The 25,776-nt window shown below is 46.1% G+C and carries 24 protein-coding genes, 1 pseudogene, 1 CRISPR repeat array and 1 riboswitch; of the genes and pseudogenes, 11 read left to right on the forward strand and 14 right to left on the reverse strand.

Going from position 1 to position 25,776, the window contains the following annotated elements:
* The first annotated feature begins 85 nt into the window (after positions 1-85).
* Entirely contained in the window at positions 86-979 is an 894-nt protein-coding gene (csn2-St, locus tag NFR99_RS15595) for a CRISPR-associated protein Csn2-St (RefSeq protein ID WP_416388340.1), read from the forward strand.
* A 55-nt stretch (positions 980-1,034) separates the two neighbouring features.
* Positions 1,035-2,120: direct repeats of the CRISPR family, unit length 36 nt; unit sequence ATTTTAGTACCTGAAAGAATTGAGTTATCGTAAAAC.
* A 36-nt stretch (positions 2,121-2,156) separates the two neighbouring features.
* On the opposite strand, the gene uvrA is transcribed toward csn2-St, so the two are convergent.
* The 3 genes from uvrA to NFR99_RS11740 all read right to left on the reverse strand — a co-directional run bounded on the left by uvrA (position 2,157) and on the right by NFR99_RS11740 (position 8,048).
* Entirely contained in the window at positions 2,157-4,994 is a 2,838-nt protein-coding gene (gene uvrA / locus NFR99_RS11730; RefSeq protein WP_251353695.1) for an excinuclease ABC subunit UvrA, read from the reverse strand.
* Positions 4,995-5,033: 39 nt separating this feature from the next.
* Positions 5,034-7,022, reverse strand: a complete 1,989-nt coding sequence (gene uvrB, locus NFR99_RS11735) for an excinuclease ABC subunit UvrB (protein ID WP_120485809.1) — start codon at positions 7,020-7,022, stop codon at positions 5,034-5,036.
* 144 nt (positions 7,023-7,166) lie between these two features.
* Entirely contained in the window at positions 7,167-8,048 is an 882-nt protein-coding gene (locus NFR99_RS11740; protein ID WP_135975105.1) for a YitT family protein, read from the reverse strand.
* A 198-nt stretch (positions 8,049-8,246) separates the two neighbouring features.
* Between NFR99_RS11740 and NFR99_RS11745 the strand changes: the two genes are divergently transcribed.
* The gene (locus NFR99_RS11745; RefSeq protein ID WP_120485807.1) at positions 8,247-8,990 is read left to right on the forward strand and encodes an SseB family protein; all 744 of its coding nucleotides are present in this window, start codon (positions 8,247-8,249) and stop codon (positions 8,988-8,990) included.
* Between the two features lie 126 nt (positions 8,991-9,116).
* Positions 9,117-9,926 (forward strand): PHP domain-containing protein, encoded by an 810-nt coding sequence (locus tag NFR99_RS11750; protein WP_120485806.1) that lies wholly within the window; start codon positions 9,117-9,119, stop codon positions 9,924-9,926.
* 33 nt (positions 9,927-9,959) lie between these two features.
* Here NFR99_RS11750 and NFR99_RS11755 read toward each other — a convergent pair whose 3' ends face one another.
* From NFR99_RS11755 to NFR99_RS11775, 5 genes are all read right to left on the reverse strand, one after another.
* Complete coding sequence (locus NFR99_RS11755; protein ID WP_120485805.1) at positions 9,960-10,565, reverse strand: J domain-containing protein; 606 nt, start codon at positions 10,563-10,565, stop codon at positions 9,960-9,962.
* Complete coding sequence (locus tag NFR99_RS11760; protein ID WP_135975103.1) at positions 10,565-11,404, reverse strand: DUF5685 family protein; 840 nt, start codon at positions 11,402-11,404, stop codon at positions 10,565-10,567. Before NFR99_RS11760 ends, NFR99_RS11755 begins: the two co-directional genes overlap by 1 nt.
* Positions 11,405-11,458: 54 nt before the next feature.
* Positions 11,459-11,854 carry a hypothetical protein gene (locus NFR99_RS11765; RefSeq protein ID WP_135975101.1) on the reverse strand — a complete coding sequence of 132 codons (396 nt, stop codon included), beginning with the start codon at positions 11,852-11,854 and terminating at the stop codon, positions 11,459-11,461.
* A gap of 33 nt (positions 11,855-11,887) precedes the next feature.
* Positions 11,888-12,412, reverse strand: coding sequence for a flavodoxin family protein BilS (bilS, locus tag NFR99_RS11770; protein ID WP_120485802.1), 525 nt, complete (start codon positions 12,410-12,412; stop codon positions 11,888-11,890).
* A gap of 101 nt (positions 12,413-12,513) precedes the next feature.
* Entirely contained in the window at positions 12,514-13,242 is a 729-nt protein-coding gene (locus NFR99_RS11775) for a tRNA lysidine(34) synthetase (RefSeq protein WP_135975099.1), read from the reverse strand.
* 221 nt (positions 13,243-13,463) lie between these two features.
* Between NFR99_RS11775 and NFR99_RS11780 the strand changes: the two genes are divergently transcribed.
* Entirely contained in the window at positions 13,464-14,435 is a 972-nt protein-coding gene (locus tag NFR99_RS11780) for an alpha/beta fold hydrolase (protein ID WP_416388078.1), read from the forward strand.
* Entirely contained in the window at positions 14,435-15,331 is an 897-nt protein-coding gene (locus NFR99_RS11785) for a DUF1002 domain-containing protein (RefSeq protein ID WP_251353696.1), read from the forward strand. Before NFR99_RS11780 ends, NFR99_RS11785 begins: the two co-directional genes overlap by 1 nt.
* A gap of 30 nt (positions 15,332-15,361) precedes the next feature.
* Here NFR99_RS11785 and NFR99_RS11790 read toward each other — a convergent pair whose 3' ends face one another.
* Together NFR99_RS11790 and NFR99_RS11795 are read right to left on the reverse strand one after the other, a co-directional pair.
* Positions 15,362-16,033 (reverse strand): YesL family protein, encoded by a 672-nt coding sequence (locus NFR99_RS11790; RefSeq protein WP_243126833.1) that lies wholly within the window; start codon positions 16,031-16,033, stop codon positions 15,362-15,364.
* Between the two features lie 21 nt (positions 16,034-16,054).
* Positions 16,055-17,026, reverse strand: a complete 972-nt coding sequence (locus NFR99_RS11795) for a hypothetical protein (RefSeq protein WP_120485799.1) — start codon at positions 17,024-17,026, stop codon at positions 16,055-16,057.
* Positions 17,027-17,249: 223 nt separating this feature from the next.
* Between NFR99_RS11795 and NFR99_RS11800 the strand changes: the two genes are divergently transcribed.
* Positions 17,250-17,903 (forward strand): polysaccharide deacetylase family protein, encoded by a 654-nt coding sequence (locus NFR99_RS11800; RefSeq protein WP_243126832.1) that lies wholly within the window; start codon positions 17,250-17,252, stop codon positions 17,901-17,903.
* A gap of 12 nt (positions 17,904-17,915) precedes the next feature.
* Positions 17,916-19,229, forward strand: a complete 1,314-nt coding sequence (locus NFR99_RS11805; RefSeq protein ID WP_135975097.1) for a replication-associated recombination protein A — start codon at positions 17,916-17,918, stop codon at positions 19,227-19,229.
* A gap of 43 nt (positions 19,230-19,272) precedes the next feature.
* Here the strand turns inward: NFR99_RS11805 and NFR99_RS11810 are convergent, their stop codons facing one another.
* The 4 genes and pseudogenes from NFR99_RS11810 to NFR99_RS15600 form a co-directional block, all read right to left on the reverse strand.
* A complete protein-coding gene (locus NFR99_RS11810; protein WP_120485796.1) occupies positions 19,273-20,247 on the reverse strand; it encodes an aldolase catalytic domain-containing protein in 975 nt (324 codons plus the stop codon).
* Positions 20,248-20,397: 150 nt separating this feature from the next.
* Positions 20,398-20,544, reverse strand: a complete 147-nt coding sequence (locus NFR99_RS11815; RefSeq protein ID WP_251353697.1) for a hypothetical protein — start codon at positions 20,542-20,544, stop codon at positions 20,398-20,400.
* A gap of 167 nt (positions 20,545-20,711) precedes the next feature.
* Positions 20,712-21,332 (reverse strand): ECF transporter S component, encoded by a 621-nt coding sequence (locus NFR99_RS11820; RefSeq protein WP_251353698.1) that lies wholly within the window; start codon positions 21,330-21,332, stop codon positions 20,712-20,714.
* A 132-nt stretch (positions 21,333-21,464) separates the two neighbouring features.
* A riboswitch (FMN riboswitch) is annotated at positions 21,465-21,582 on the reverse strand.
* A 102-nt stretch (positions 21,583-21,684) separates the two neighbouring features.
* Positions 21,685-21,855 (reverse strand): annotated as a pseudogene (locus NFR99_RS15600) (WYL domain-containing protein); the annotation flags it as partial.
* A gap of 157 nt (positions 21,856-22,012) precedes the next feature.
* Here NFR99_RS15600 and NFR99_RS15490 point away from each other — a divergent pair.
* From NFR99_RS15490 to NFR99_RS11840, 4 genes are all read left to right on the forward strand, one after another.
* Complete coding sequence (locus NFR99_RS15490; RefSeq protein ID WP_251353702.1) at positions 22,013-22,246, forward strand: MATE family efflux transporter; 234 nt, start codon at positions 22,013-22,015, stop codon at positions 22,244-22,246.
* Between the two features lie 156 nt (positions 22,247-22,402).
* On the forward strand, positions 22,403-22,894 hold the full coding sequence (locus NFR99_RS11830; protein WP_251353699.1) for a GNAT family N-acetyltransferase: 492 nt from the start codon (positions 22,403-22,405) through the stop codon (positions 22,892-22,894).
* A 170-nt stretch (positions 22,895-23,064) separates the two neighbouring features.
* Positions 23,065-24,159, forward strand: a complete 1,095-nt coding sequence (locus tag NFR99_RS11835) for an endonuclease/exonuclease/phosphatase family protein (RefSeq protein WP_251353700.1) — start codon at positions 23,065-23,067, stop codon at positions 24,157-24,159.
* A gap of 46 nt (positions 24,160-24,205) precedes the next feature.
* The gene (locus tag NFR99_RS11840; protein WP_251353701.1) at positions 24,206-25,687 is read left to right on the forward strand and encodes a polysaccharide deacetylase family protein; all 1,482 of its coding nucleotides are present in this window, start codon (positions 24,206-24,208) and stop codon (positions 25,685-25,687) included.
* Positions 25,688-25,776: the final 89 nt, after the last annotated feature.

Below are 25,776 nucleotides of genomic sequence, written 5' to 3' on the forward strand. Positions count from 1 at the left end.
ATATAGGCGTGGCAGGAGAAAATCTATGCTCCTGCCGATACATATCTATTTTTATCCCTATCTGGTTTAACCCATTATTCAATCTCTGTATAAATATTTTTCTGGCGGGAAATATGCGTCTTATGAAGAGCAGATGCAGGATAATATACGCATAGAAGGAAGAAAGGTTGGAAGAAAATATTTTTCTGTTTTTCATGTTGCTGCACGCGAAAGTTTAATTAATGCGATCAGAATTTCCAGGTCGAGTATGATGGCGCAGTATTTTTCGAATCTATGTATGGACTTCGAATGCCAAAATATTATAGATGAAATAGCCGAGGGGCTGGAACGTTTGTATCTGGAGCTAAACAGAGAATTGCAAAGTAACATGAAAATGCTAGAGATAGGATATAGTACAAAAAGCATTATGGAAATTGTTCAGATTTCTGAGGTTTTTGGTGTAGGGGAAAGGGCATTAGAGAGTTTGTCAAATGTGGAACTGTTGGACACTTATCTTGAGCTTTTATGGGAAATGCAGCGCAGAAAGCCGGAAAAATGTCTGGTGATTTTTGAAAATGTTGATCATTTGCTGGATTATTGCGCTTACAAAAAATTTTTTAAAAAGGCAGAGCAGTTTTGTAAAGAATTCGACGTCTGGTTTATATTTTCAACAAGCATAGAGGGATTTGTAGTTGTAGATGAGCGAAGTATAGAAGGAATCAATGTGGTAAATCATTGTATTTTTTCTTTTCCAGAACTGGAGCAGGTAGTGAAGTTTTTTCAAAATCAGTACCCATGCCAAATGAAGTGGGCTCCAGAAGAGCTCTGTGGAGAGATACGGATGATTATTCAAAACATAGGGAACGAGGAGCATACGATTCATTTAAAAAGTAATGTACTTTTAAAGTTGCTCCAAGAAACGCTTTGCATCAAAACATCTGTGGAAAGCGGTTTAAATTCTTTAGAAAAGGCTTTTTTAATGGAAAAAGATGTGATATAATCATAGAGAGTTATCGTAAAAGGTGCTGAAATGTCAAGGAAGTTGTCGATTTGATATTTTAGTACCTGAAAGAATTGAGTTATCGTAAAACAACATTATCTCCAAAATAATAACATCCTCAATTTTAGTACCTGAAAGAATTGAGTTATCGTAAAACAAAACCGCTTGACATAGTGTACATTGTACAATTTTAGTACCTGAAAGAATTGAGTTATCGTAAAACCTGCTGCGGGCTGTTGCTCCCACACTCTAATTTTAGTACCTGAAAGAATTGAGTTATCGTAAAACTCTGATTCTCATAAAATCACACCCTCCATATTTTAGTACCTGAAAGAATTGAGTTATCGTAAAACAGCAGGGCATTTGCGACAGCACTTACGCCCATTTTAGTACCTGAAAGAATTGAGTTATCGTAAAACCACGTTTGATTCTGTTTTTATGGATATGGTATTTTAGTACCTGAAAGAATTGAGTTATCGTAAAACCACGTTTGATTCTGTTTTTATGGATATGGTATTTTAGTACCTGAAAGAATTGAGTTATCGTAAAACAGGGTTGTTCTTTATATCAATAGAATCAAATTTTAGTACCTGAAAGAATTGAGTTATCGTAAAACCTCACTTCTACTGTCCCTATACCTTTTGTATTTTAGTACCTGAAAGAATTGAGTTATCGTAAAACTGGAAAGGCGGCTGCTGAACGCAGAAGGAATTTTAGTACCTGAAAGAATTGAGTTATCGTAAAACGACAAAGCAAGCGAATCAGGGCGCAAGGAGATTTTAGTACCTGAAAGAATTGAGTTATCGTAAAACCAACGTAGAACGTATCATCACGCCATCTTATTTTAGTACCTGAAAGAATTGAGTTATCGTAAAACCCCAGAGGGTACAGTTATTTCTACTCCGGTATTTTAGTACCTGAAAGAATTGAGTTATCGTAAAACTGATCACTTGCATTAGCTAAACCCACTTTAATTTTAGTACCTGAAAGAATTGAGTTATCGTAAAACTCTGGGGAGTGGGCCTTTGGCAGAAGGGACATTTTAGTACCTGAAAGAATTGAGTTATCGTAAAACAAAGACCGACGCAAGGGCGCTTTTGAACGTATTTTAGTACCTGAAAGAATTGAGTTATCGTAAAACAAGCAAATATAAGATGGGAACTCGCGTGGCACGGTATCAGAGATACCGTGCCACATACTGTCCAGTGTAAGAACAGGTGCTTTGAGCTACTGTCTCAGGAGTTCCTTCTGCCACGATGGTGCCGCCTTTGTCACCGCCTTCGGGGCCGATATCGATGATGTAATCGGCCGTTTTAATGACGTCCAGGTTGTGTTCGATGACAACGACAGTATTTCCTCCTTCTGAAAGACGCTGCAGGATTTCTATAAGTTTATGCACATCGGCAAAATGCAGCCCTGTTGTCGGCTCGTCCAGAATATAGATGGTTTTCCCGGTGCTGCGTTTGGAGAGTTCGGTGGCGAGCTTGATGCGCTGCGCCTCGCCGCCGGAAAGTTCCGTGGAGGGCTGTCCAAGGCGGATATAAGACAGACCTACATCGTACAGAGTTTCTATTTTTCTTTTGATAGAAGGAATATGTTCAAAAAATTCCAGCGCTTCTTCCACAGTCATATTCAGTACATCGTAAATGCTTTTTCCTTTATATTTTACATCCAGTGTTTCGCGGTTGTAGCGTTTTCCGCCGCAGACTTCACAGGGTACATACACATCCGGAAGGAAGTGCATCTCGATTTTCAAAATACCGTCTCCGGAGCATGCTTCGCAGCGTCCGCCTTTGACATTAAAGCTAAAACGCCCTTTTTTGTAGCCTTTGGCTTTGGCGTCTGCAGTGCTGGCAAAGAGATCACGGATTTGGTCAAAGACTCCTGTATATGTGGCAGGGTTTGAGCGGGGGGTTCGTCCGATTGGCGACTGGTCAATAGCAATTACCTTGTCTAGCTGTTCGATACCGTCAATCCGCTTATGTTTGCCGGGAACCGTCCTGGCTCTGTTTAATTTCTTTGCAAGGGCTTTGTAAAGGATTTCGTTTACAAGCGAGCTTTTTCCGGAACCGGATACTCCGGTTACGCAGGTCATGACGCCCAGAGGGATAGTTATGTCAATATTTTTCAGGTTATTTTCCTGTGCGCCGATGACTTTAAGATATCCTGTGGGCTGTTTGCGTGTGGAAGGCACGGGAATTTTCAGTTTTCCGCTCAGGTATGCTCCGGTGATAGAGCCTTCTTGTCTCATAATTTCATCGGCAGTTCCCGCTGCGACCACGAGACCGCCGTGTTCACCGGCTCCAGGGCCGATATCCACTACATAGTCTGCTGCGCGCATCGTATCTTCATCATGCTCCACGACAATTAAGGTGTTTCCAAGATCGCGCAGGTTTGTCAGTGTCCGCAGCAGCTTATCATTGTCCCGCTGGTGAAGCCCAATGCTTGGCTCGTCCAAGATATAGGCGACGCCTACCAGACCGGAGCCAATCTGGGTGGCCAGCCGGATACGCTGGGCTTCGCCGCCGGAGAGCGTGCCTGTCGCCCGTGCCAGTGTAAGGTATTCCAGCCCTACATCTACGAGGAAACCTACCCGGGCATGGATTTCTTTTAAAATCTGCTTTCCGATCATAAGCTGATGCTCAGAAAGCTCTACAGTGTTCATAAATGTCTGTAAATCCCGGATGGAAAGGGAAGTGACCTCGTGGATATTTTTTTCGCCGACTGTCACTGCGAGCGCTTCTTTTTTCAGACGCTGTCCCTTGCAGGCTTTACACGGTGTAATTTGCATAAACGTTTCGTATTCCTGCTTAATGGTTTCGGAACCGGTTTCCCGGTAGCGGCGCTGCACGTTTCGAATGAGCCCTTCAAAGGCTACGTCATAAATCCCTTCACCCCTCTGCCCTTTATAATGTACTTTGACTGACTTGCCATTGGTACCGTTAATCAGCATATCCTGTATAGTTTCAGGCAAATCTTCATAAGGCGTGTTCAAATCAAACTGATATTCGTTTGCCAGGGCGTCCAGAATTGCCCTTGTGTAGCTGCCCTGGTCTGTACAGGACTGCCATCCCATGACGGCGATTGCCCCGTTTGCTATGCTTAGGGATTTATCAGGAATCATTAAATCCTCATCAAATTCCATCTTATAGCCAAGTCCAAAGCAGTCCGGGCAGGCGCCGAAAGGATTGTTGAAGGAAAAGCTTCGGGGTTCAATCTCATCGATACTGATTCCGCAGTCTGGGCAGGAGAAGCTTTGGCTGAAACGCAGGGTTTCTTCACCGTTGACGTCTACGATTGCCAGTCCTTCCGCAAGCTCCAATACGTTTTCCAGGGAATCCGTTAGTCTCTTTTCGATGCCATCCTTTACAACCAGACGGTCTACGATGATTTCGATATTGTGTTTCGTGTTTTTATCCAGAGTGATTTCCTCTGACAGTTCATACAGGTTTCCGTCAATCTGCACGCGGACGTAACCGCTGCGCTTTGTCTGCTCCAGCAGCTTTGCGTGGGTTCCTTTCCTTCCGCGCACTACGGGCGCCAGAAGCTGGATTTTGGAGCGCTCCGGAAGGGACATAATCTGGTCCACCATTTGGTCTACAGTCTGTTTCTTAATTTCTTTTCCGCATTTTGGGCAGTGGGGGATTCCGACTCTGGCATAAAGCAGACGGAAATAATCGTAGATTTCCGTCACGGTTCCTACGGTAGACCTGGGGTTGCGGTTTGTAGATTTCTGATCGATAGAAATCGCGGGAGGGAGCCCCTCGATGCTTTCCACGTCCGGTTTTTCCATTTGCCCCAAAAATTGCCGTGCGTAAGAGGAGAGGGACTCCATATACCGTCTCTGCCCTTCGGCATAAATCGTGTCGAAAGCGAGGGAGGATTTTCCCGAACCGCTCAGCCCGGTAAGAACGACCAGTTCATTTCTGGGAATGTTCAGGCTGATATTTTTCAAATTGTTTTCATTTGCTCCCCGGATTCGAATCATCGGTTTTTTGTCTTTGTTTTCCGTCATAGTTTCCTCCTGTTTGCTGTATGTTTATGGCTGTATTGCTCAGTGCTCCAGCTCCTGTAGCTGCTTCTTCAATAGAATCATCTTATCACGCAGCAGAGCAGCTTCTTCGAAATTCAGCTCTGCTGCTGCCTGTTTCATTTTTTTCTGTATGTCTGCTGCCAGCTTCTCCAGCTCTTTTTTTGTCATGGATTCGGGGTCTATCTCAAAATCGTCGTTTTTCTTTTCTACTTCTTTTGAAATGCTGATTAAGCCGCGGACGGCTTTTTTGATGGTCTGCGGGGTAATGCCATGTGCTTCGTTGTACGCTTCCTGGATGCTCCGGCGGCGCTGTGTTTCTTCAATCGCCAGGCGCATGGAATCTGTTATGGTGTCTGCGTACATAATTACATGCCCTTCGGCGTTTCTGGCGGCGCGGCCAATGGTCTGTACCAGGGAAGTCTCGGAACGCAGAAACCCTTCTTTATCTGCGTCGAGGATTGCTACCAGGGTGATTTCAGGAATATCCAGTCCTTCCCTCAGCAGGTTGATACCTACCAGCACGTCAAATACATTCAGGCGCATATCACGGATAATTTCTGTCCGTTCCAGTGTATCAATATCGGAATGCAGGTACTTTACCCGGATACCGATTTCCCGCATATAGTCGGTTAAATCCTCAGCCATCCGTTTTGTCAGGGTAGTAATCAGAATTTTATTTCCTTTTGTTACTTCTTTATTTACTTCGCCGACCAAATCGTCTATCTGGCCTTCTACCGGACGCACTTCTACGGCCGGGTCCAGAAGTCCTGTCGGACGAATAATCTGTTCTGCACGGAGCAGTTCGTGGTCTGCTTCATAATCCCCGGGTGTCGCAGACACGAAAAGCATCTGATCGATTTTACTCTCAAATTCCCCAAAGTTCAGCGGGCGGTTATCCTTAGCAGAGGGCAGACGGAATCCGTAATCCACCAGTGTGGTTTTTCTGGACTGGTCTCCCGCGAACATTCCCCGGATTTGCGGCACTGTCTTGTGGGACTCGTCAATAATAATCAGGAAGTCGTCGGGGAAGTAATCTATCAGCGTATGGGGAGTAGCGCCCGGCTCCAGCCCTGCCAGATGGCGGGAATAGTTTTCGATGCCGGAGCAGAATCCAGTCTCTTTCATCATTTCAATATCAAAGTTCGTCCGTTCAGAAATGCGCTGGGCTTCCAAAAGCTTGTCCTCACTCTTAAACCAGCGTACGCGTTCTTCCAGCTCAGTTTCAATGTTTTTTGCCGCTTCAAGAATTTTTTCCATAGGTACTACATAGTGGGATGCCGGGAAGACTGCCGCATGTTCCAGACTTGTTTTTACCTCTCCGGTCAGCACGTCAATCTCTGTAATTCTGTCAATCTCATCTCCGAAAAATTCTACCCGGATAGCGGTGTCTGTATTCATTGCCGGGAAAATTTCCAGCACGTCTCCCCGAACCCGGAAAGTACCGCGTTTAAAATCCATGTCGTTGCGGTCATACTGGATATCGATCAGCTTGCGCATGACTTCATCTCTGTCTTTCTCCATACCCGGACGCAGGGAGATTACCATTTCTTTGTAGTCCACAGGGTCGCCCAAACCGTAGATACAGGATACGCTGGAGACAATGATTACATCCTTTCGCTCTGCCAGAGCCATTGTCGCAGAAAGACGCAGCTTGTCAATCTCGTCATTGATAGCAGAGTCTTTTGCAATATAAGTGTCCGAAGAGGGGACGTAGGCTTCCGGCTGGTAGTAGTCGTAGTAGGAGACAAAGTATTCTACCGCATTATTCGGAAAAAATTCTTTAAATTCTCCATATAATTGGGCGGCTAATGTCTTATTATGTGCTATGATAAGTGTCGGTTTGTTTAACTGTTGAATAACATTTGCCATCGTAAATGTTTTACCGGAACCGGTAACGCCGAGAAGGGTCTGAAACTGGTTGCCTTCCTGAAATCCTTTTACTAATTCTTCGATTGCCTGTGGCTGGTCGCCAGTGGGGGCGTATTGTGATACTAATTCAAAATGATCCATGAAAGTCTCCTTTATGAACGGATTCTGATTTGTTCTATTTGTTTTCAGCAGTAATAGTATACCACTATCTAACGGAAAAGTACAGAACAAATCGCACGTTTGTTCTGTACTTTTTTCGTACAAAAGTTCTGAAGTTCTATGGATTCAATGTTTGCTGATGGGTTTCTGTCCCAGAGCCAGCGGATGGAATCCTTCTCCGTGTACTTCGTTAGATTCCAGGATAATCAGAAAACAGCCGGGATCGGTCAGGCGTACTGCCTGCTGTAAGGAGTACATCTGTTTTTTGCTGCAGGCGCACAGAATGACAAAGCGTTCTTCATGGCGGTAACTGCCCTGCCCATTTAGGATGGTGGAGCCGCGGCCGATGCAGTTGACGATTGTTTCGGTAATCTGCCGGGGATGGGAAGTGACAATTAAGGTAAGCTTCCCGGCATTCGCGCCGTACATGGTGCGGTCTACCATGATGGAAAACAGATAAGTGACGATTAGTCCGTAAATGATTCCATCGACATCCCGGAAAATGATACCTCCAATGAGAATAATTATAGCGTCTGCAGCAAACACGATCCGCCCCAGGGGAACATGAGGCTTGAAAGATTTGATAGACATGGTAATAAAGTCCATCCCACCTGTGGAAGAACCCTGCATGTAAATCAGTGCGTAGCCAATCCCCCCGAGGACTCCGGTGGAAATGGCAGCCAGCAGGCGGCTTCCTTGGTAAAGCGGGAGCAGAGGTGCGGCGGCATCCATCATAACAGAAGAAATCAGCATACAGCGAAAAGAACGCAGGAAAAAGGTTTTTCCCAGAAGACGGCAGCAGAAAAGAGCGACCGGGATATTGAGTACGATGGTCATAGAGCCGACGGGAAGGGCGAACAGGCGGTGCAGGATAATGGCAATTCCGGAAAACCCGGTCATAGGAAATCCGGCAGGAAGCGCAAAATTATAAATGCCGACGGCAATCAGGAAGCTGCCGAGGATTTCCATGCAAAGAACCCGGAAATTCATTTTTGGAAAAAAACTCATGGAGACTGACCTCCTCGCAGTGTGGTATTCATTTAGTGTTTCCGAAAAACAGTAAATTATAAGTAATTGACCAAACAGTTATAATTATAAAAATATAAATAGGATCTGGGTTTTTGGACGCATTTATGTTATGATAAACTAAGAACAAATTGTTTTAGGAAAATTACGCAGATTACAAAAGTAAGAGAGGGGCAGCATATGGCACAGATTGACGGCAAAAAAAGGTTTATGCTTCAGCAATTGAGGAACTCAGGGGAAATTTTCGTGCTTTTTTCGAGATGCACGAGGCTTCCCTACGTCTATTGCGACCAGGAGACATATAATGACCAGATTTATATTTTCAGGAAAGAAGAGAATGCAAGGGGGGCAGCGGAAGAATACGGAAAACAGGAAATTCCGGTGCAGGTTCTGAAGGTGGAAAATAAAGATTTCCTGAACTTTTATTCCAGTCTTTATTTTCTGGGGATAAATGCCATGCTTGTGGATGAGGGGGACGAACAGATGGAAATTCTTCTGGAAGAACTGGTGACGCCTCCGGATTACAGTAAGATGCCGGAAGGACAGATTCGTGTGGACAACCCGGAGTTCCAGCTTACGGCAATGTATCTGATGCAGGAGCTGCGCAGGGCGCCGGGCGTGCAGCCGACGGAGGAAATGAAAGAGATGGAAGAGGAGCTTACGGCAAACATGCGTCGTGGGGTCTATATCGTACCTGTCCAGGAGGACAAGAAGGTTCCGCTGATGAAAATCAAGGAGGACGCTATGTTCCAGCCAATCTTTACGGATATGCATGAATTTAACAAATTCGGGGGCAGCAGCAAGTTTCATGGAGCTGTGATTCCCTATGATAAACTTACGGAAGTTGTAGCAGAACAGGCAAAAGGCGTAGTCATCAATCCCCTTGGCGTGCATGTTATTATTATGAAAGAGCAATTAAAATAATATTTCCACACGCATAAAATCAGCGGGCGGCAGAGAAACTGTAGCATATACGCAGCCTGCCTTTAGCAGGCTGCGCACACCGAAAGGAAGCAGAACCTGGACAAAGCATCGGAAGGATGGATTTATATGAAATTTGACATGCATTGCCATACAAAGGAGGGCTCTCTGGATGGGAGAGTAGGGCTTGAGGACTATATCCGTATACTTAAAGATAAAGGGTTTCAGGGAATGCTGGTGACAGACCACAATTCTTATGACGGATACCGGGCCTGGAAGAATCAGGTGAAAGATGGAACGGCACAGGATTTCGTGGTTCTGAAAGGGATTGAATATGATACGATCAATGCCGGGCATATGATTGTAGTAATGCCTGAGAAAGTAAAGCCGCGTATTCTGGAGGTGCGGGGGATGCCGGTATCCCTGTTGATTACGATTGTTCATGTTTATGGAGGGATTGTAGGCCCAGCGCATCCTTGCGGGGAAAAATATATGAGTTTTGGGAGAACCAAGGTATTCCGGCGGCAGAAAGATTCATTGATGCGGCGGTTTGATTTTGTGGAGACGTTTAATGCCTGTGAGTCACCGGAGAGGAATCAGGAAGCAAAGGAACTGGCGAAAGAATATTATCTCCCGGGATTCGGCGGAAGCGATTCCCATAAAGAAAATTGTGTGGGACTGGCATATACGAAGTTTGCAGATAAGATTACCTGCGAGTCAGACTTGATTGCGGCGGTCAGAAGAAAAGCCCCCATCCGTGCGGGGGGCGAGTATTACCACGGTACCACCAAAGAGAAAATCGGGGCAGCAAATAACGTACTGGTATATTCTTTCTGGCTGTACAATAAGACAAGCGGGCTGCTGCGTGCTCATAAACGGCATGCGAAGGTTAAATACCTGGACATCGGACAGCCCCGGACACACGATGCAGGCGGCTGACTGTCAAGGCGGCGGGTCATGATTCCCTGTAAATCAGCAGGGAAAATAGCAGCCGCCGCAGCATAAATTCAGCAGGCACAGATTCAGACAGAAACGATTTCCCATATCTGTCTGCCCGTAGGCGCTGCCCACGGAACTGTACCAGGTACTGCTGAACTCAAGCTGCTGAAGGAATTGGCGGTATTGGATATTTGAAGGGTCTAAAGCCGCTGCCTGAGAAGCTAGCTGTTTGGCGGTTACATTATTTCCAAGTCCGGAATTAGCAATGGCGCTGAAGAAATACCATTGGGCGTCGTGTTCAGGGATGTCGTTCAGGACATTGAGCGCTTCCTTAAAATGGCGGGAGTTGATAAAGTTTGCAGCTGCCTGCATTTTTACGGAAGAACCGTTTTCCGAGCCAGCATAAGAAGTACGTCCGTAGGAAGTATAGCTATAAGAGGAGCCGCCGTGTTCCCTTTCATCCATAATCTGGCGGTATGCCTGCTGGATTTCTTTGAATTTTTCTTCGGCAGTTTCGGGATGCGGAGCGTTTATATTTGCATCAGGATGATATTTGCGGCTTAGGTTCCTATATGCTTTTTTTATTTCATCGTTAGAGGCATCGCGGCTGACGCCCAAGATTTTGTAAGGGTCTGACATTATTTTTCTTCTTTCTCTTCCTTATAGTTTTTCTGAATCATTTCATATTTTGACCAAAGACCGGAATACAGGATATTTCGAAGGATTTCTGCGTCCATAAGAATAGGGAGCTTTTCAAATTCGCGTGCGCATTCGGCGGCCATCATATGAAGGGTTTCCAGGCAGAATTTTTCGAAATCTGTCTGGTTTCGATAGAATATCCAGGGATTGTAAAGTTCTTTCTTTATATCTGCTTCCAGGTCTTCATAAGCATCCATAAGATAGATAAATTTTCCCAGGAAGAATCCCATCTGTCTTAAGATAGCGCTCCATTCGTCCTCTCTGCAGGTAAAAAGCTCACTAAGAAGAACGCCTGTGTAACCTGAAATCAAATCTAAATCTTCCAGGCGGCATTTTTCGCCGTTATGTACATTTTCCATATAAATGTTTATGGCTTGTACTTGTCTGGGATATCGGGCTTCCAGCGTTTTGTATCGTTTTTTGAGAAGCCGGGCATAAGAAAGTTTCCAGAGGCTTTTGTCGTCCAGCCAGTCATCCATGCATTTGTGGTAAGCCAGCAGAATATTCATATCCGCGGCATAGGCGGTATATTCATTGGAAAGAATCTTGTGCTTTCTGCATGGATGAACCAGGCAGCGTTCCAGACCGGAACAGCTGTCCGGCTCATAAAGCCCGCTGAGCAGTATGGCAAGAAAAGTCATATCATAAGTCAGCGTCATCTGTCCGGCTATGCCATGACGCTCCCGCAAGGATTTGCACAGGCCACAGTAATAGGCGCGGTAGCGGTTGTATTCTTTTATTTTCAGCTCTTGCTGGTTCACAGTGATGTATCCAAACATAATCTCTCCGTGGAAAGCAGTAGTTAAAAAGGGCAGCGTCGGGATTCCGAGGAATTAAGAGCGTTTGATAAACGCAGTTTTGCATTGGGGGCAGGTAATCTGCACTTTTCCGTGTCCTTTGGGAATCCGTATTTTCTGACGGCATTGGGGACAGGTATAAATGCGGTGAGTTTTCCGCTGCTGCGCAAGGCTATTCTGGCGCCGGAAAAAGTGCATGACTTTGTCTTTTTGCCGGAGATACCATAGGTTTTCCTGATAACGCCGGGAATAATTCTTGGAAAACATACGGTAATAGATAAAAACCAGGCCTGCGGTCAGCAGCAGGTTCAGCATCCGGTTCCGGGTAAATAGTGAGACGAGGCACAGGGCGAGGGTAGCATAGAGCAGGGCTTTTGAAAAGTCATCAACGCCATAACGGCCAGACATAAAGTTCTGAAATTTTTGCTTCATATAAAGGTTCCTCCTGTGAGAACGATGAGCCGGTCAGTAAGTATCGGACGGCAGTTTCTGATAAACGGAGCAGACAAAAGCGCGTGCGTTTGCTAAATCTCTGCGGTCGGGATGGAGCAGCGCTTCGTCAAAATTATGAAGCATCTGTTCTACCTGTTTTCCGTTTTCAAAAGTTTCTATCTGTTCATATTTCCGGCGCACATGCATGGGCATTTTGCCTTGACAGAAAAAGGCGCCCAGATATTGGTTGTCATCCGGGATAAAAGCAGATACATTTTTTTCGATTTTGCGGTAATATTCAGGGTGTTTTCCCATACCGCAGGTAGCGAAAAGCGCGATGTTTTTTCCGTGCAGGCCAGAGAGAAAGTCAAGAATTTCCACGCTGGCAGAGCCGCGGTTTACCCAAAAGCCGATAAAGTACATGTCGGCAGAGTGTTTTTCAAAGCAGGAATCCAGTTTCATGATATCCTTGGAAGCACCGGGAATTTCCTGATAAACTGCTTTTGCAATCTGTTCAGTATTTCCGGTTCCGCTTACATATAAGACTTGTGTTTTCAATTCCGTCACTTCCTAAATAAATTCTAGTAGAAAGGATAGCACAGTTTCCGGGGGAATAACATATATAGAATCTAAAAAAATGTAAAGGATTTATAAACGCCTTACCGCAGGATACGCGGGGGCCATCCTGCGATATTTCCGTTTAAGATGGCTGAAAACATACGCTCTTTCACGCCGGGATTTTCCAGGTTTAGCTGTCGGAGCAGTTTTTTCGCGTATTCCCGTTTCGTGTAACCGTCTGCCGGGCAGGGATTTTTGACAGTGGGAAGCGCGTATTTATTTTTGAATCCAATCACATCTGCCTCGTCTACAAACATCAATGGACGGATAACCGTCAAATCCATTCTGTCTAAATAAGTGAGCGGCGAGAAAGAATGGAACCTTCCCTCAAAAATGAGGGAAAGGAGCATAGTTTCAATTATATCGTCTTTATGGTGGGCATAGGCGACCTTATTGCAGCCAATGCGTTTCGCTTCCTGGTTAAAAGCGCCTTTGCGCATCTTCGCGCACAGAGAGCAGGGATTGTCCTCTTTCCGCTCATCAAAGATAATGCGGGCGATCTCAGTGTCTATTACGGTGTAGGGGACTTCGAGCTCTTCGCAGAGGGAACGTATGGGGGATAAGTCGAAGCCTTCGTATCCCAGGCTGACGGTAATGGCATGGATGTCAAAATGGTTTGGGTAAAAGCGCCGAAGTCCCTGTAGCGCATAGAGCATAGCCAGGCTGTCCTTTCCCCCGGAAATGCCCACGGCGATGGCGTCTCCTTCCTGTATCATTTGGTATTCATCAACAGCTTTTCGGGTATAGCTGAGTAATTGCTGCAGTTTCATAAGTAGAACTCTCCTTTTTGATAATCTGCATCCTACAATAACCTGTTTAAGAGAAAAAGTCAATTTTTCACAGAATTTTAAGGAGTATTCTCTTTAAAGTGTGGTATAGTATGGAAGAAGCAGCAGTGAACCGTGGAACAGGCTGCGGTTCCGGTATCCGCCGGCATGGGGAGTGCATGCGGACGCCAAAGATGCAGATGAAAAGTAAAAGGGGTGATTTTATGGTAATCAGACAGCATATGCAGTTTTTATCCAATGACTCTATTACGCTGGTCCATGCGGTAAAGTGGGTGCCTGAAGGGGAGGTGAAGGCAGTTCTGCAGATTTCTCATGGGATGTGCGAGTTTGTGGAACGCTACGACGAGTTTGCAGTGTTCCTGGCGGAACGGGGAGTCCTGGTGGTGGGGAATGATCATCTGGGGCACGGGGAATCCATCCGCTCGAAGGAAGAGTATGGGTATTTTGCGGAGGAAAACGGAAATTCTACGCTGATAAAGGATTTACACAGACTGCGGAAAATGGTGCAGGAGGATTATCCGCACGCGCCATATTTCCTGTTGGGGCATAGTATGGGTTCGTTCCTGGCGAGGCAGTATATCTGCTGCTATGGGAAAGGGCTGGCCGGGGCGGTTATCATGGGAACCGGGCACCATTCGGGGAACATAGCCATGCTGGGAATGTTAGTCTGTAAGCTGTTCGCGAGGGTAAAGGGATGGCGTTACCGGAGCCGGTTTGTGGACGCGCTGGCATTTGGAGGATATAACAGGGGATTTGGGAAGTCACGCGCAGGCAAGGAATGGCTGACGAAGGATGAGAATTGTGTGAAAACGTATGTGGCAGATGAGAGATGCACATTCCGCTTCACGCTGAATGCCTATTACAATATGTTCCTGGGTCTTTATAAACTTTCGGAGGAGAGCTATCTGAGAAGAATGCCGAAAACCCTTCCGGTGCTGTTTGCAGCAGGCGGGGACGACCCGGTAGGAGCTTACGGAAAAGGCGTGATGCTGGTATATGCCCGGTTTAAGGAACTGGGAATGAAAAATGTGAAGTGCAGGCTGTATCCGGGCGATAGACATGAGATATTGAATGAGACTGACAGGGAAAAAGTTTACCGGGACATTTATACATGGCTTTCGGAATGTCTGGAGGGCACAGGAAAGATGAATAATAAGAAACAGGAGGGATTTTGATGGGAAAGAAGCAGATGTTAACAGGAGCCCTGGCGGCATGTATGTTCCTTACGTCAGGAATGACAGCGCTGGCGGACAGGGTAGATGCAGTGATTGATAAGCCGTACGTGGCGTTGGGCGCAGACTTAAAGGAGTCAGAGAGGGCGAAAGTTCTGGAGCTGCTCGGAGTGACGGAGGCAGAGCTGAAAGATTATGATGTGGTCACGATTACAAATGAAGATGAACATAAATATCTGGACAGCTATCTGGATGCCGGCGTGATAGGGACAAGGGCGCTCTCTTCTGTTATGGTAGTGGGAAAAGAGGCGGGAAATGGTATCAATGTAAGCACAAACAATATTTCCTACTGTACGTCAGGCATGTACCGGAATGCGTTGATTACTGCCGGAGTGGAAGATGCAGATATTACAGTGGCAGGACCATTTTCAATATCCGGGACGGCGGCGCTGGTGGGCGCTATCAAAGCTTATGAGACGATGACCGGGGAAGAGGTTCCTGAAGTAAACCTGGATGCTGCGAACAATGAACTGGTAATCACAGGGGAAATCGTGGAGAGCGTAGGGGATCCTGAGAAGGTAGAACAGCTTATGGCGCTGGTGAAACAGGAGGTGGCCGAGGGTGCGGTCAGCGGCAGTGAAGATATTAAAAATCTGGTGAAACAGGCGGCGGACGAGCTGGAGATTCGTCTTTCCGATGAGGATAGGGATAAGATTACCGGGCTGATGGACAAAATCGACGGTTTGGATTTGAACGTAGACGCCATCAAAGAGCAGGCGAAAGATTTGTACCATAAATTAGAAAATCTGGATTTTAACTTTGATGCAGAGAGTGTAGGAAATTTTTTTACAAGAATCATAGACGCGATTGTAGGATTTTTCCAGGATCTCTTTTCTTAAGAAGCAGGGAGGCGAAATGCCTCCCTGTAATTATTCTCCCAGCGTCCATTCGGAATCATTTTCTTGCGCTTCTTCCGGAATGTAATTTTTGTAAATCCTCATATAGATGTGTGAATTGATAAATGCTGTCAGGGCAAAGCCTGCCGCCAGCCAGACCACGGCTCCGTATACCAGGACAACGCCATAGTTCAGAGTCAGGAACATCGGCACATAGGTAATGAGCAGAAGCAGGATGGTATAGGGCAGATGCCTGATGGACATGAGCAGGGAATTCTTAAAAGTGTTTTTTACGGTATTGTCAAATTTGGCTAACAGCGGAAATATGTAAGCGGATATCATGCCGTAAATCAGGAGAATAAAGCACAGTCCCAGATAAACGGCTTGAAAGATTCCGCCGGAACCTGCCTGCTCCATGATTTGAAAATCCAGCCAGAGAACCGTTCCTCCAGCCAGGAGGATCAGCCAGATTCCTGTTGCCTGCCTGAAATTCTGGCGGAACGACTGGAAAAAGCTTCGGGAGATATAAGATTCCTCGTTCCGTACCATTTTCAGGGTTACATAATACATTGCGGTAACGGATGCACCAATGGTCACCACGGGAAGGCAGCAAATCAGGAAGATGATGTTTAGAAGAATCAAATCAGCGGCTTTTCCCATAAAAGTGAAAAATTTGTTATCCATGTTAAAAATGCGATCCATCATAATACCGTTCCTCCTGTGTTGTTAAAAGTAACCGGTCGCCGTATTTTTGGTGTTCCAGTAGTAAAGCCTGCCGGATTTGTCAATTCTTTTTCCGTTTTTCTTTTTAGTCTCTATATAGATATAATAAGTTTTCTTCGGATTGAAAGATTTTCCTTTAAATTTTGAAAATGTAGCTTTCGTTGTATTTTTGCCGACGGATTTCAACTTTTTGTAGCCGGATTTCTGTTTTGTGGATACGTAGATGTCATATCCGGTAGCGCCGCCTACCTTTTTCCACTTGACAGTCAGTTTTTTCTTAGATACTTTTGCGGAACTGATGCGCGCCTGGTTAAAGCATTGGATGGTGGAAACAGGAGTCTGCCAGGTATTTCCGTTTATGGTTCGGGAGGCCTGTATTTTTACCGTGTAAACTTCATCTTTCATTTTTGAGAAAGATACGCTGCTGCTGGATGGAGAAAGTATCTTTGACTGTACCTTTTTCCCTTTGCTGTTGTACAGAGAAATGTTGACGGTATCGGCAGTCTCTATCCGATCCCAGGCTACTTCAAGCATATTGATGAAATACCACCAGCGTTCCTGCCGGAAATTTTTCACCCGCGCCGGCATCGTCTCGATGGTCAGGCTCCTGCCGCTGCCAATGGACCCGTCTGCGGCGTAAGGCTCTACTTTTACATAGTATTTCTTTCCGTCCTCCAGCCCGGTGATTTTGTAGAAAGTGTTCGGGGTTTTTGCGAAGAGTTTTGTGCTCCCGTAGTCTTCTCCCAGGTAAATGTTGTATCCGGCCGTTTCTGTTGTATTGGAAGAGCTGATATAGCTGAGTTTCCAGCTGATTACGGCATTGTCTGTTCCATACTGTGTCTGAGCAGGAGCCTCCATAGAAACATAATAGCGGCTGTCGGCTGCCTGTGCACCGGATGTTATAACCAGGGTTCCGGTAAGAAACATCAGCGCAGTGATTAGGATGCGTATCGTTTTAAATTTTTGTATTTTCATAAAAGCATCCCCCTTTCTTTTTTATAATATTTATAGTATACCACTTGAAGAGGGATTGCGCCACTTCTTATTGCAAGGATTTATTCGATTTTTGAAATTGTGCAGAATTTAGGGGAAGTCTATGGTATAATGAATGAAAAGGATTATAAACGGCTGTTTCATGGAATAGAGAATTGCCCCTCAGCGTATATATTTAGTAATTTTAATAACGGGCGGTTTGTGTGTGAAACGAAGAAATATTCTGATAATGATTGCAGCGGTGGCTATTCTTGGACTGGGGCTGTTATGGGGCAGGATTTCCCAGGCGGTTACAGAGGATGTGAAGCCGAGGATTGCGCTGACCTTTGACGACGGGCCGCATCCGGTCTACACGCCGAAGCTTTTGGATGGGCTAAAGGAGCGGAATGTGAAAGCGACCTTTTTTGTGGTGGGGAAGAATATTGAGGGACGCGAAGATATTATTAAACGCATGGACGAGGAGGGACATCTCATCGGTAACCATACGTATGATCATGTAAAGATTACCGGGCTTCCGGAGGAAGAGGCGTGCGCACAGATTACAAAAACGAGTGAGCTGGTGAAGGAGATTACCGGAAAAAATACGGAGTTTGTGCGTCCGCCTTTTGGCGCGTGGGATAAGAAGCTGGAGTGTGGATTTGAGATGTTTCCGGTACTGTGGAGCATCGACCCGCTGGACTGGACAACGAAAAATGTGGATGCGGTGGTTCAGAAAGTACTTAGCAGGGCAGAGGAGAACAGTATCATTCTTCTGCATGATTATTACGATTCGTCTGTGGAGGCAGCGCTGAAAATTGTAGACGCCTTGTTGGAGCGGGGGTTTGAGTTTGTAACAGTGGATGAACTGGTTTTGGAGTAAACGGAGGGGAAGATGGATTTATTTGATTATATGAGGAAAAATACGATGGAGACGGAGGCGCCGCTGGCATCCCGGCTGCGCCCAAAGACTCTTGATGAGGTGGTAGGACAGCAGCATATTATCGGAAAGGACAAGCTGCTTTACCGTGCGATTAAGGCGGATAAGATAAGCTCTATCATTTTCTATGGTCCTCCGGGAACAGGGAAAACGACGCTTGCGAAGGTCATAGCCAATACTACCAGCGCGGAGTTTACGCAGATTAATGCTACGGTGGCGGGAAAAAAAGATATGGAAGAAGTGGTAAAGTCCGCGAAAGACAGTATGGGGATGTACGGGAAGCGGACGATTCTGTTTGTAGATGAGATTCACCGCTTCAATAAGGGGCAGCAGGACTATCTGCTTCCGTTTGTGGAGGATGGGACGCTGATTCTGGTGGGCGCAACTACCGAAAATCCGTATTTTGAGGTGAACGGCGCTTTGATTTCGCGCTCGATCGTATTTGAGCTGAAGCCTTTGGCGAAGGATGATATCAAGATACTGATTGAGCGGGCAGTGTACGACAAAGAGCGGGGAATGGGTGAATATAACGCTGTGATTGATGCGGACGCAGAGGAATTTCTGGCAGATATCGCGGACGGAGACGCACGGGCGGCGTTGAATGCGGTTGAGCTGGGCGTTCTGACGACGGAGCGCGGAAGCGACGGGAAAATCCATATCACGCTTGATGTGGCGGCGGAATGTATTCAGAAACGTGCCGTGCGGTATGACAAGACAGGGGATAACCATTATGATACGATTTCCGCATTTATCAAAAGTATGCGGGGCTCTGACCCGGATGCGGCGGTGTATTACCTGGCGCGGATGCTTTATGCAGGGGAGAGTGTGACCTTTGTTGCGCGGAGAATCATGATTTGTGCTTCGGAGGATGTGGGGAACGCAGATCCGCAGGCGCTGCAGGTGGCCGTGGCGGCAGCCCAGGCGGTCGAGCGTGTGGGTATGCCGGAGTCTCAGCTTATTCTGTCACAGGCAGCGATTTATGTAGCGTGCGCCCCGAAGAGCAATTCCTGTACCAATGCGATTTTCCATGCGACGGAGTCTGTGAAGCGCCAGAAAGCCACCGTTCCGTCTCATCTGCAGGATTCTCATTACCGGGGAGCGGAAAAGCTGGGACATGGGCTGGGGTATGAATACGCCCACGATTTTCCGAAACATTTTTCAAAGCAGAGATATCTTCCCGAAGAGCTGGGGGATACAAGATTTTATGAGCCGAGTGAAAACGGATATGAAAAAGAGATTGCGGCGCATCTGAAATGGATCAGGGAGTGAACGGCGGTTCACTCCCTGAAATGTAAGAATGGTGTCGGCAGGATTAATCTCTATCCAGCAGCTCTTTGTAAAATTCTGTGTAATCCGTGCGGCCGTTCTTCATAAACTGAATCGCGGAGCGCGGGTGCTGGTTCAGGATTCCGGTAAGCATGTACGGGAAATCATATCCCCAGATAACGCCTTCCTCTTTCAGTTTCGTCATGTGCTTTTCGATGAACTGGATAACCGGGTAAATGTTGTATTTCGGATTTTTCAGGAATCCGAGCAGAAGCTCCATCATACAGTTGCCGCAGCCTCTTCCCATGCCGTTGTAGGTAGCGTCCAGGAAGTTTACGCCGTCGCCTACGACTTCGATGGTGTTGGCGAAAGCGAGCTGCTGGTTGTTGTGCGCGTGGATTCCCACTTCTTTTCCGTACTGTCCGCAGATTTCCAGGAACGTGTGGGCGGTGCGGGCAATCTGCTCCGGGTAGAAAGAACCGTAGCTGTCTACGATATAAATCGTATCGACGCTGCTCTGTCCCAGAAGGTGCAGCGCCACTTCCAAATCCTGCTCACGCGCATTGGAGAGCGCCATGATGTTGCAGGTGGTTTCGTATCCCTTTGCGTGGGCGTCTTCAATCATATCAATAGCGGCAGGGATCGTATTAATATAGGTAGCAACGCGGATTAAGTCAATCGGGCTGTCGGCGCGGTCAATGATATCTTTTTTGTAGTCACAGCGTCCTACGTCTGCCATAACTGCGATTTTTAAATCCGTGTTATTATCCCCCACGATGGCGCGGATGTCCTCGTCTTTACAGAATTTCCATTTGCCAAACTGCGATTCGTCGAACATTTCGCGGGATGCTTTATATCCAAACTCCATATAGTCAACGCCGGCCCTCAGATTGGCCAGATACAAATCCTGAACAAATTTATCTGAAAAATAGAAATCATTTACAAGTCCCCCGTCACGAAGCGTCGCGTCCACGACTTTAATCTGCGGACGGAAATTCATCAAGTTCGATATTTCCTTCATAGTGTACATGTCTCCTTTTCTTAAATACTTTCGCTCGTTAAACTTTTAAAGTTTAAATCGCGGATGTGTCTGATTATACCGCATAAAAGGAGGTTTGTCAATTGGCGTTTCATGTCGTTTCAGGTATGGAAAAAGCATCCCTAAGGATGCTTAAACCTGCCTGTTTTTTGCTTCTACCGCTTCGGAACGGGCATTGTGCGCCTGGTTCTGGTTTTCCGGTTTTTTCTTTTGGGTTATGCTATTGAATTTATCATCGCTCTTTTTGCGATTCGCTTCTTCCTGTTTTGCTTTGTTCATATAATCACCTCGAGTTTATCGTGCCCGAAATAAAGAAAGCTATTCTAAATCTCCCCTAAAATAATACAACAAAGAGCAACGCATTCCTATGAGACGTTAAAAAATCATCAGGTTCCATAATATACAAATGGATAAATAATAGGAGTCCCACGAACGGAGAGGGGTATTTATTTTAAGATTGGGCTGATGTATTTATATAGAAGCAGCGTTATCACCGAAACAATCACCGCTTTGAGCAGATTGAACGGCGCGACTGCCAGGACGGCGAAAGTTGTCAGGCTGGTAATAGCCGGATTTACTGCCGTTCCCATTCCGATAAGCGCGTCTATCGGCATACCGAAGGCTTTTCCGTATGCGGGAAGCAGGACGAAGGCGTTCAGGAAGCATCCTGCTACTACCATAAAGACCGCGCCAACTGTCATGCCGATAACTGCGCGCTTCTTATTTTTCTTCTTACTGTAGATAAGTCCTGCCGGGACGATGAAGGCGCATCCAATCAGGAAATTTGCGAAATCGCCTACACCTGCCGTCGTGCTGCCCTTAAAAACCATGTGCAGGACGACTTTTACCAGTTCAATGACGGCTCCGGCGGCCGGTCCCATGGCAAACGCGCCTATCAGTACCGGGACTTCGCTTAAATCAATCTTGTAGAATGAGGGGGCAAACCAGAGGGGAATTTCGAACATCATAAGGATGACGGATACCGCCCCCAGCATTCCAATTTCTACCATTTTCTTAATGCTGCTTTTTCCTGCGGCATTTCCTGCCGCGTTTGTGTTTGCGTTCATGTTTTCTCTCCTTTTCATTCCCGCCAGCAATGAGCCAAGCGCCGTGCTTGCGGGGACTTTGACTTTAAAGGAAATTCCACGAAAAATCCCGTATGCGCAAGGGCACACGGGACAATAGTGTTCAAAGAATATCGCATTCTTCTCTCATCCAGACTTTACTGTCGGTTATGGAATCGCACCATATCAGCCGCCGGAGCGGGTCGCGGACTGTACCGCCGGTCGGGGATTTCACCCTGCCCCGAAGAATTTCCTTATTAATATAAGCTGTATTATACTCTATTGTTTCTGAACATGCAAGTGGGTTGGGAAATATCACGAAATTGAACCGGAAGCAGTCCGCCGCCTGTTGGAAAAGTTTAATGCGGAACTCTCTAATTTGATTTGCTGTCGCACAATATGCAGGGCAATACCAAAGTCCATTCATAGCGTATAACCTAATCGGTATAATGGTGCGTGTGCTTTCAGAGTGTATTGATGAATACCGTATGGCTGCTGCATGACGGGTGACAGCAATATGGAACATTGATTTAAGGAATGGTGAATCACAATGTCTGTCTGGAATCCAAAATACCACTTTATTTTGAATCTGTGTAATACTGTTTTGTATATCTAATGGCAAGCAATTGCAGGCAGTAGTCAACGGCTTCGGTATGCAGATTCTCGCCGGTTTCTCTGCCGCAATGCGAATTGAAACGCTCTGTATTGTGCCGATGTCCGCTATTGGCAGTGCACTCTCGTCTTATATTGCACAGAATATCGGAGCAAATAGAAAAGATCGTGTTTCACAGGGGTATCGGGCGGCAAACATAATGATTATTCTCATTGCACAATGGTTTGGTACGCCGTGCCGCTTGGCTGGTTTGCAAACTTCTGTATCTCGTTTGCCCACTACAAGACAGGTAAATGGAAAATGAAAAATATTGTATAAGGATTTTACTTTATTGGGGAGAAGAAATGATTAAAGCGATTTTTCCGGATATTGACGATAAAAAACAAGAACGAATATTCGAAAATGCTTGAAAGTATACACGGGAAATGCTATACTTTGGATGTATAGGGAGGATAACATCATGATAGTTAAGATAAGAAAATATAGAGAAACCGATATTCCTGCCATGCTGTATATTTGGAATGAGGTGGTAGAAGAAGGAATTGCATTTCCTCAGGAAGAAGTGCTGACGGAAACCACAGGAAAGGAATTTTTTGGAGACCAAAGTTACTGCGGTGTGGCGGAGGATACACAGACAGGAGAAATCTTAGGCCTGTATATCCTGCATCCTAACAACGTGGGAAGGTGCGGGCACATATGCAATGCGAGTTATGCCGTATCTGCCAAAAACAGGGGAGTGCATATCGGGGAAAAGCTGGTACAGGACTGCATCAGGCAGGCACGGGATAACGGGTTTAAGATTTTACAGTTTAATGCGGTAGTAGCGTCAAATATCCATGCAAGGCATTTGTATGAGAGAATAGGATTCCGGCAGCTTGGCACGATTCCGAAAGGATTTCGGTTAAAGAACGGGCAGTATGAAGATATCTGCCCATATTATATAGAAGTGTAAGATGGGCACTGGTCACGAGAGAGCAGTAACAGGCCAGTCGGCTGAACTGTTATATGTAACATGCGTCGGGCTAGATTTTTTATATGTGGCGTTATTGCAAAAGCGTGGGAAGAATGATATGATAATTACAAGAGAGACAGGAACGTTTTGGAAAAAAGGGAGGCATTTTGGTGGCTAAGAGGATAGGGAAAATCCTGTTAGGGATTTTTGCGGCTTTTCTGGTGTTGATTGTGGGATATGTGGCGTATATGCAGATTCAGTATTACAGAATTGATGATTTTACAAAGCTTGCCACGGAAAATCCGCAGACAGAGCAGGTACAGAAAGGGAAAGCCTATCGGATTATGACATACAACATCGGTTTTGGGGCATATTCGGCAGACTATTCCTTTTTTATGGATACAGGGGAAATGCTGGACGGCACAAAAACGGTGGGAAAACATGCGAGGGCGCTTTCGGAGAAGGCAGAGCGTGAGAATACGGAAGGAAGCCTGAATCTGGTGAAAAGCCAGGAAGCAGATTTTATTTTTACCCAGGAGGTGGACGAAAAGGCTGACAGGAGCTATCAGGTAAATCAGAGGGAGATTTTCCAGAAAGGGCTTAGCGGCTATGGCTCTGTGTTTGCGAATAATTTTCACAGTGCATATCTTTTTTATCCATTTCTGGAGCCTCATGGGGCGGTACAGGCGGGGATGCTGACATTCAGCAAGTATCAGATTTTAGAAAATACAAGGCGGCAGTTTCCGGTCAGCGATGCCTTTATTACGAAGTTTACGGATTTGGATAGGTGTTTCCTGGTAAGCCGTCTTCCGGTGGACGGAGGGAAAGAGCTGGTATTGATACAGGTACATCTGAGCGCTTATGACAAAGGCGGGCTGATTCGTGCAGAACAGCTTGCGCTGCTGAATGAAGTGCTTGCCCGTGAGCGTGAGCAGGGGAACTATGTGATAGCTGGCGGGGATTTTAACCATGATATCGCAGAGTCTATCGAGAGCTTTCCATCGGGGCAGAAGACGCCGGAGTGGGTCTATCAGCTCGACAGTGACGACCTGGCGGATGGATATCGTTTTGCAAAAGCGGAGAATGCAGCAGAGATTCCAACTTGCAGGGGGGCGGATATCCCATATGAAAAGGACGTGACATATACGGTGGTTGTGGACGGATTTATTGTTTCAGATAATATAGAAGCGAAGGCAGAAAATATTGACGGGGGATTTTTGTATTCCGACCATAATCCAGTCGTTATGGAATTTACACTGCTGTAATCAGCGGGCATATAATTTGTTATGAAGGCACGGAGGAGTAACCGGGATGGGGAAGAGAGAACAGGAAGATGAACTGCTCCAGAAAAAAAAGGAGAGACAGAGAATGAAGAAAAAGCGCCGCAGGCAGGAAGGTATAATCAGGGCAGGAGTATGTATCGCAGCACTGGCCTTGGTTGTGGGGGTAACTGCTTTGGCGACAAATCTTGTTGTGGGAGAGGAAAAGCCGGGAAAAAAGCCGGAGACGGAGAAAAGCAGCGCTGCCGTAGTGGAGACGGAGCCTGCCGGCGAGAATGCAGAGATTCTGGAAGAAGCAGACCGTCTGGCGGCAGGCTATGATTACGATGCGGCTGTTGCAAAGATTAAATCGGTAAACGGGTATGAGCAAAAGACAGAACTGACCCAGGCAATTATCCGGTATACAGAAGCACAGAAGAAGTGTGTTCCGGTGGATGTGGATACCGTTCCCCACATCTTTTACCATTCGCTGATGAATGAGCCGACGATTGCACTGGATGCTTCTATTGTAGGGCAGGGAGCGGCGGATGGCATGAACGCCTGGATGACTACGGTAGAAGAATTTGATAAAATTACACAGCAGATGTATGATAACGGATATGTGTTTGTGCGCCTTCACGATTTAGTAGTAGAGACAACGGATGAAAATGGAAATAAGGTGTTTACGAAAAATGAAAACCTGCTGCTGCCGCCGGAAAAAAAAGCAGTTGTACTTTCCGTGGATGATTTAAGTTATTATCATTCGTATGAAGCAGCAAGTTACCCTGATAAATTGGTGCTGGATGAAAATGGCGATATAAAATGCCACTATATCAAGCCTGACGGCTCGGAAGCGGTGGGAGATTTTGATGTGGTTCCCAGACTGAACAGCTTTCTTGAAGCGCATCCGGACGGCGCGTACCGCGGAGCAAGAGGGATGATTGCTCTGACAGGTTATGACGGCGTATTGGGATACCGTACGGATAAGGCATACAAAACCAGGGAGAATCTTACGGAAGACCAGAGCGCATGGCTGACGGCGCATCCTGATTTTGACTGGGATAAGGATGTGGAAGAAGCGAAAAAGATTGCGGAGGCTATAAAAAAATCCGGCTGGGAGTTTGCGAGCCATACCTGGGGGCATTTGAGCGTTACGAATAAGACCGTGGATGAACTGAGAGCAGATAATGAAAAGTGGGTGGACACGGTGCAGAATATTGTGGGAGAAACAGATATCATTATTTTTGCCCACGGAAATGATATTGGCGACTGGCGCGATTACAGTGCGGACAATGAGAAATTTAACTACTTTAAAAGCGCAGGGTATAACTTTTTCTGTAACGTAGACGGTTCAGTGCCATATTGGATACAGATTCGTGAAAACTATGTGCGCCAGGGACGTATCAACCTCGACGGTTATATGCTGTATAAAGCAAAACAGGGGATGACAGAAGTCACTTCAGGCATGTTTGACGCAAGCGGCGTGTACGACAGCAGAAGGCCGGATACGGTAACGGCAAACGGAGAATCATAAAAGCATATATAAGATGTTGGGGTCAAAACCATAAATAAATTTGCCCCTATTCCTATAGTACCTTGAAAAATTCATATTTTGTAGTATAT

Source organism: Hominisplanchenecus murintestinalis (assembly GCF_943193015.1).
Classification (GTDB): domain Bacteria; phylum Bacillota; class Clostridia; order Lachnospirales; family Lachnospiraceae; genus Hominisplanchenecus_A; species Hominisplanchenecus_A murintestinalis.

Excerpts from the sequence above, each read along its gene's own strand:
- NFR99_RS11765 (WP_135975101.1), bottom strand. The coding sequence starts at position 11,854 with ATGAAGCAAAAATTTCAGAACTTTATGTCTGGCCGTTATGGCGTTGAT.
- NFR99_RS15490 (WP_251353702.1), top strand. The coding sequence starts at position 22,013 with ATGCGAATTGAAACGCTCTGTATTGTGCCGATGTCCGCTATTGGCAGT.
- NFR99_RS11810 (WP_120485796.1), bottom strand. The coding sequence starts at position 20,247 with ATGAAGGAAATATCGAACTTGATGAATTTCCGTCCGCAGATTAAAGTC.
- NFR99_RS11790 (WP_243126833.1), bottom strand. The coding sequence starts at position 16,033 with ATGATGGATCGCATTTTTAACATGGATAACAAATTTTTCACTTTTATG.
- NFR99_RS11830 (WP_251353699.1), top strand. The coding sequence starts at position 22,403 with ATGATAGTTAAGATAAGAAAATATAGAGAAACCGATATTCCTGCCATG.
- NFR99_RS11815 (WP_251353697.1), bottom strand. The coding sequence starts at position 20,544 with ATGAACAAAGCAAAACAGGAAGAAGCGAATCGCAAAAAGAGCGATGAT.
- NFR99_RS11760 (WP_135975103.1), bottom strand. The coding sequence starts at position 11,404 with ATGTTTGGATACATCACTGTGAACCAGCAAGAGCTGAAAATAAAAGAA.
- NFR99_RS11755 (WP_120485805.1), bottom strand. The coding sequence starts at position 10,565 with ATGTCAGACCCTTACAAAATCTTGGGCGTCAGCCGCGATGCCTCTAAC.
- NFR99_RS11780 (WP_416388078.1), top strand. The coding sequence starts at position 13,464 with ATGGTAATCAGACAGCATATGCAGTTTTTATCCAATGACTCTATTACG.
- NFR99_RS11820 (WP_251353698.1), bottom strand. The coding sequence starts at position 21,332 with ATGAACGCAAACACAAACGCGGCAGGAAATGCCGCAGGAAAAAGCAGC.
- NFR99_RS11775 (WP_135975099.1), bottom strand. The coding sequence starts at position 13,242 with ATGAAACTGCAGCAATTACTCAGCTATACCCGAAAAGCTGTTGATGAA.
- uvrB (WP_120485809.1), bottom strand. The coding sequence starts at position 7,022 with ATGGATCATTTTGAATTAGTATCACAATACGCCCCCACTGGCGACCAG.
- NFR99_RS11795 (WP_120485799.1), bottom strand. The coding sequence starts at position 17,026 with ATGAAAATACAAAAATTTAAAACGATACGCATCCTAATCACTGCGCTG.
- NFR99_RS11805 (WP_135975097.1), top strand. The coding sequence starts at position 17,916 with ATGGATTTATTTGATTATATGAGGAAAAATACGATGGAGACGGAGGCG.
- NFR99_RS11745 (WP_120485807.1), top strand. The coding sequence starts at position 8,247 with ATGGCACAGATTGACGGCAAAAAAAGGTTTATGCTTCAGCAATTGAGG.
- NFR99_RS11740 (WP_135975105.1), bottom strand. The coding sequence starts at position 8,048 with ATGAGTTTTTTTCCAAAAATGAATTTCCGGGTTCTTTGCATGGAAATC.
- uvrA (WP_251353695.1), bottom strand. The coding sequence starts at position 4,994 with ATGACGGAAAACAAAGACAAAAAACCGATGATTCGAATCCGGGGAGCA.
- NFR99_RS11785 (WP_251353696.1), top strand. The coding sequence starts at position 14,435 with ATGGGAAAGAAGCAGATGTTAACAGGAGCCCTGGCGGCATGTATGTTC.
- NFR99_RS11750 (WP_120485806.1), top strand. The coding sequence starts at position 9,117 with ATGAAATTTGACATGCATTGCCATACAAAGGAGGGCTCTCTGGATGGG.
- NFR99_RS11840 (WP_251353701.1), top strand. The coding sequence starts at position 24,206 with ATGGGGAAGAGAGAACAGGAAGATGAACTGCTCCAGAAAAAAAAGGAG.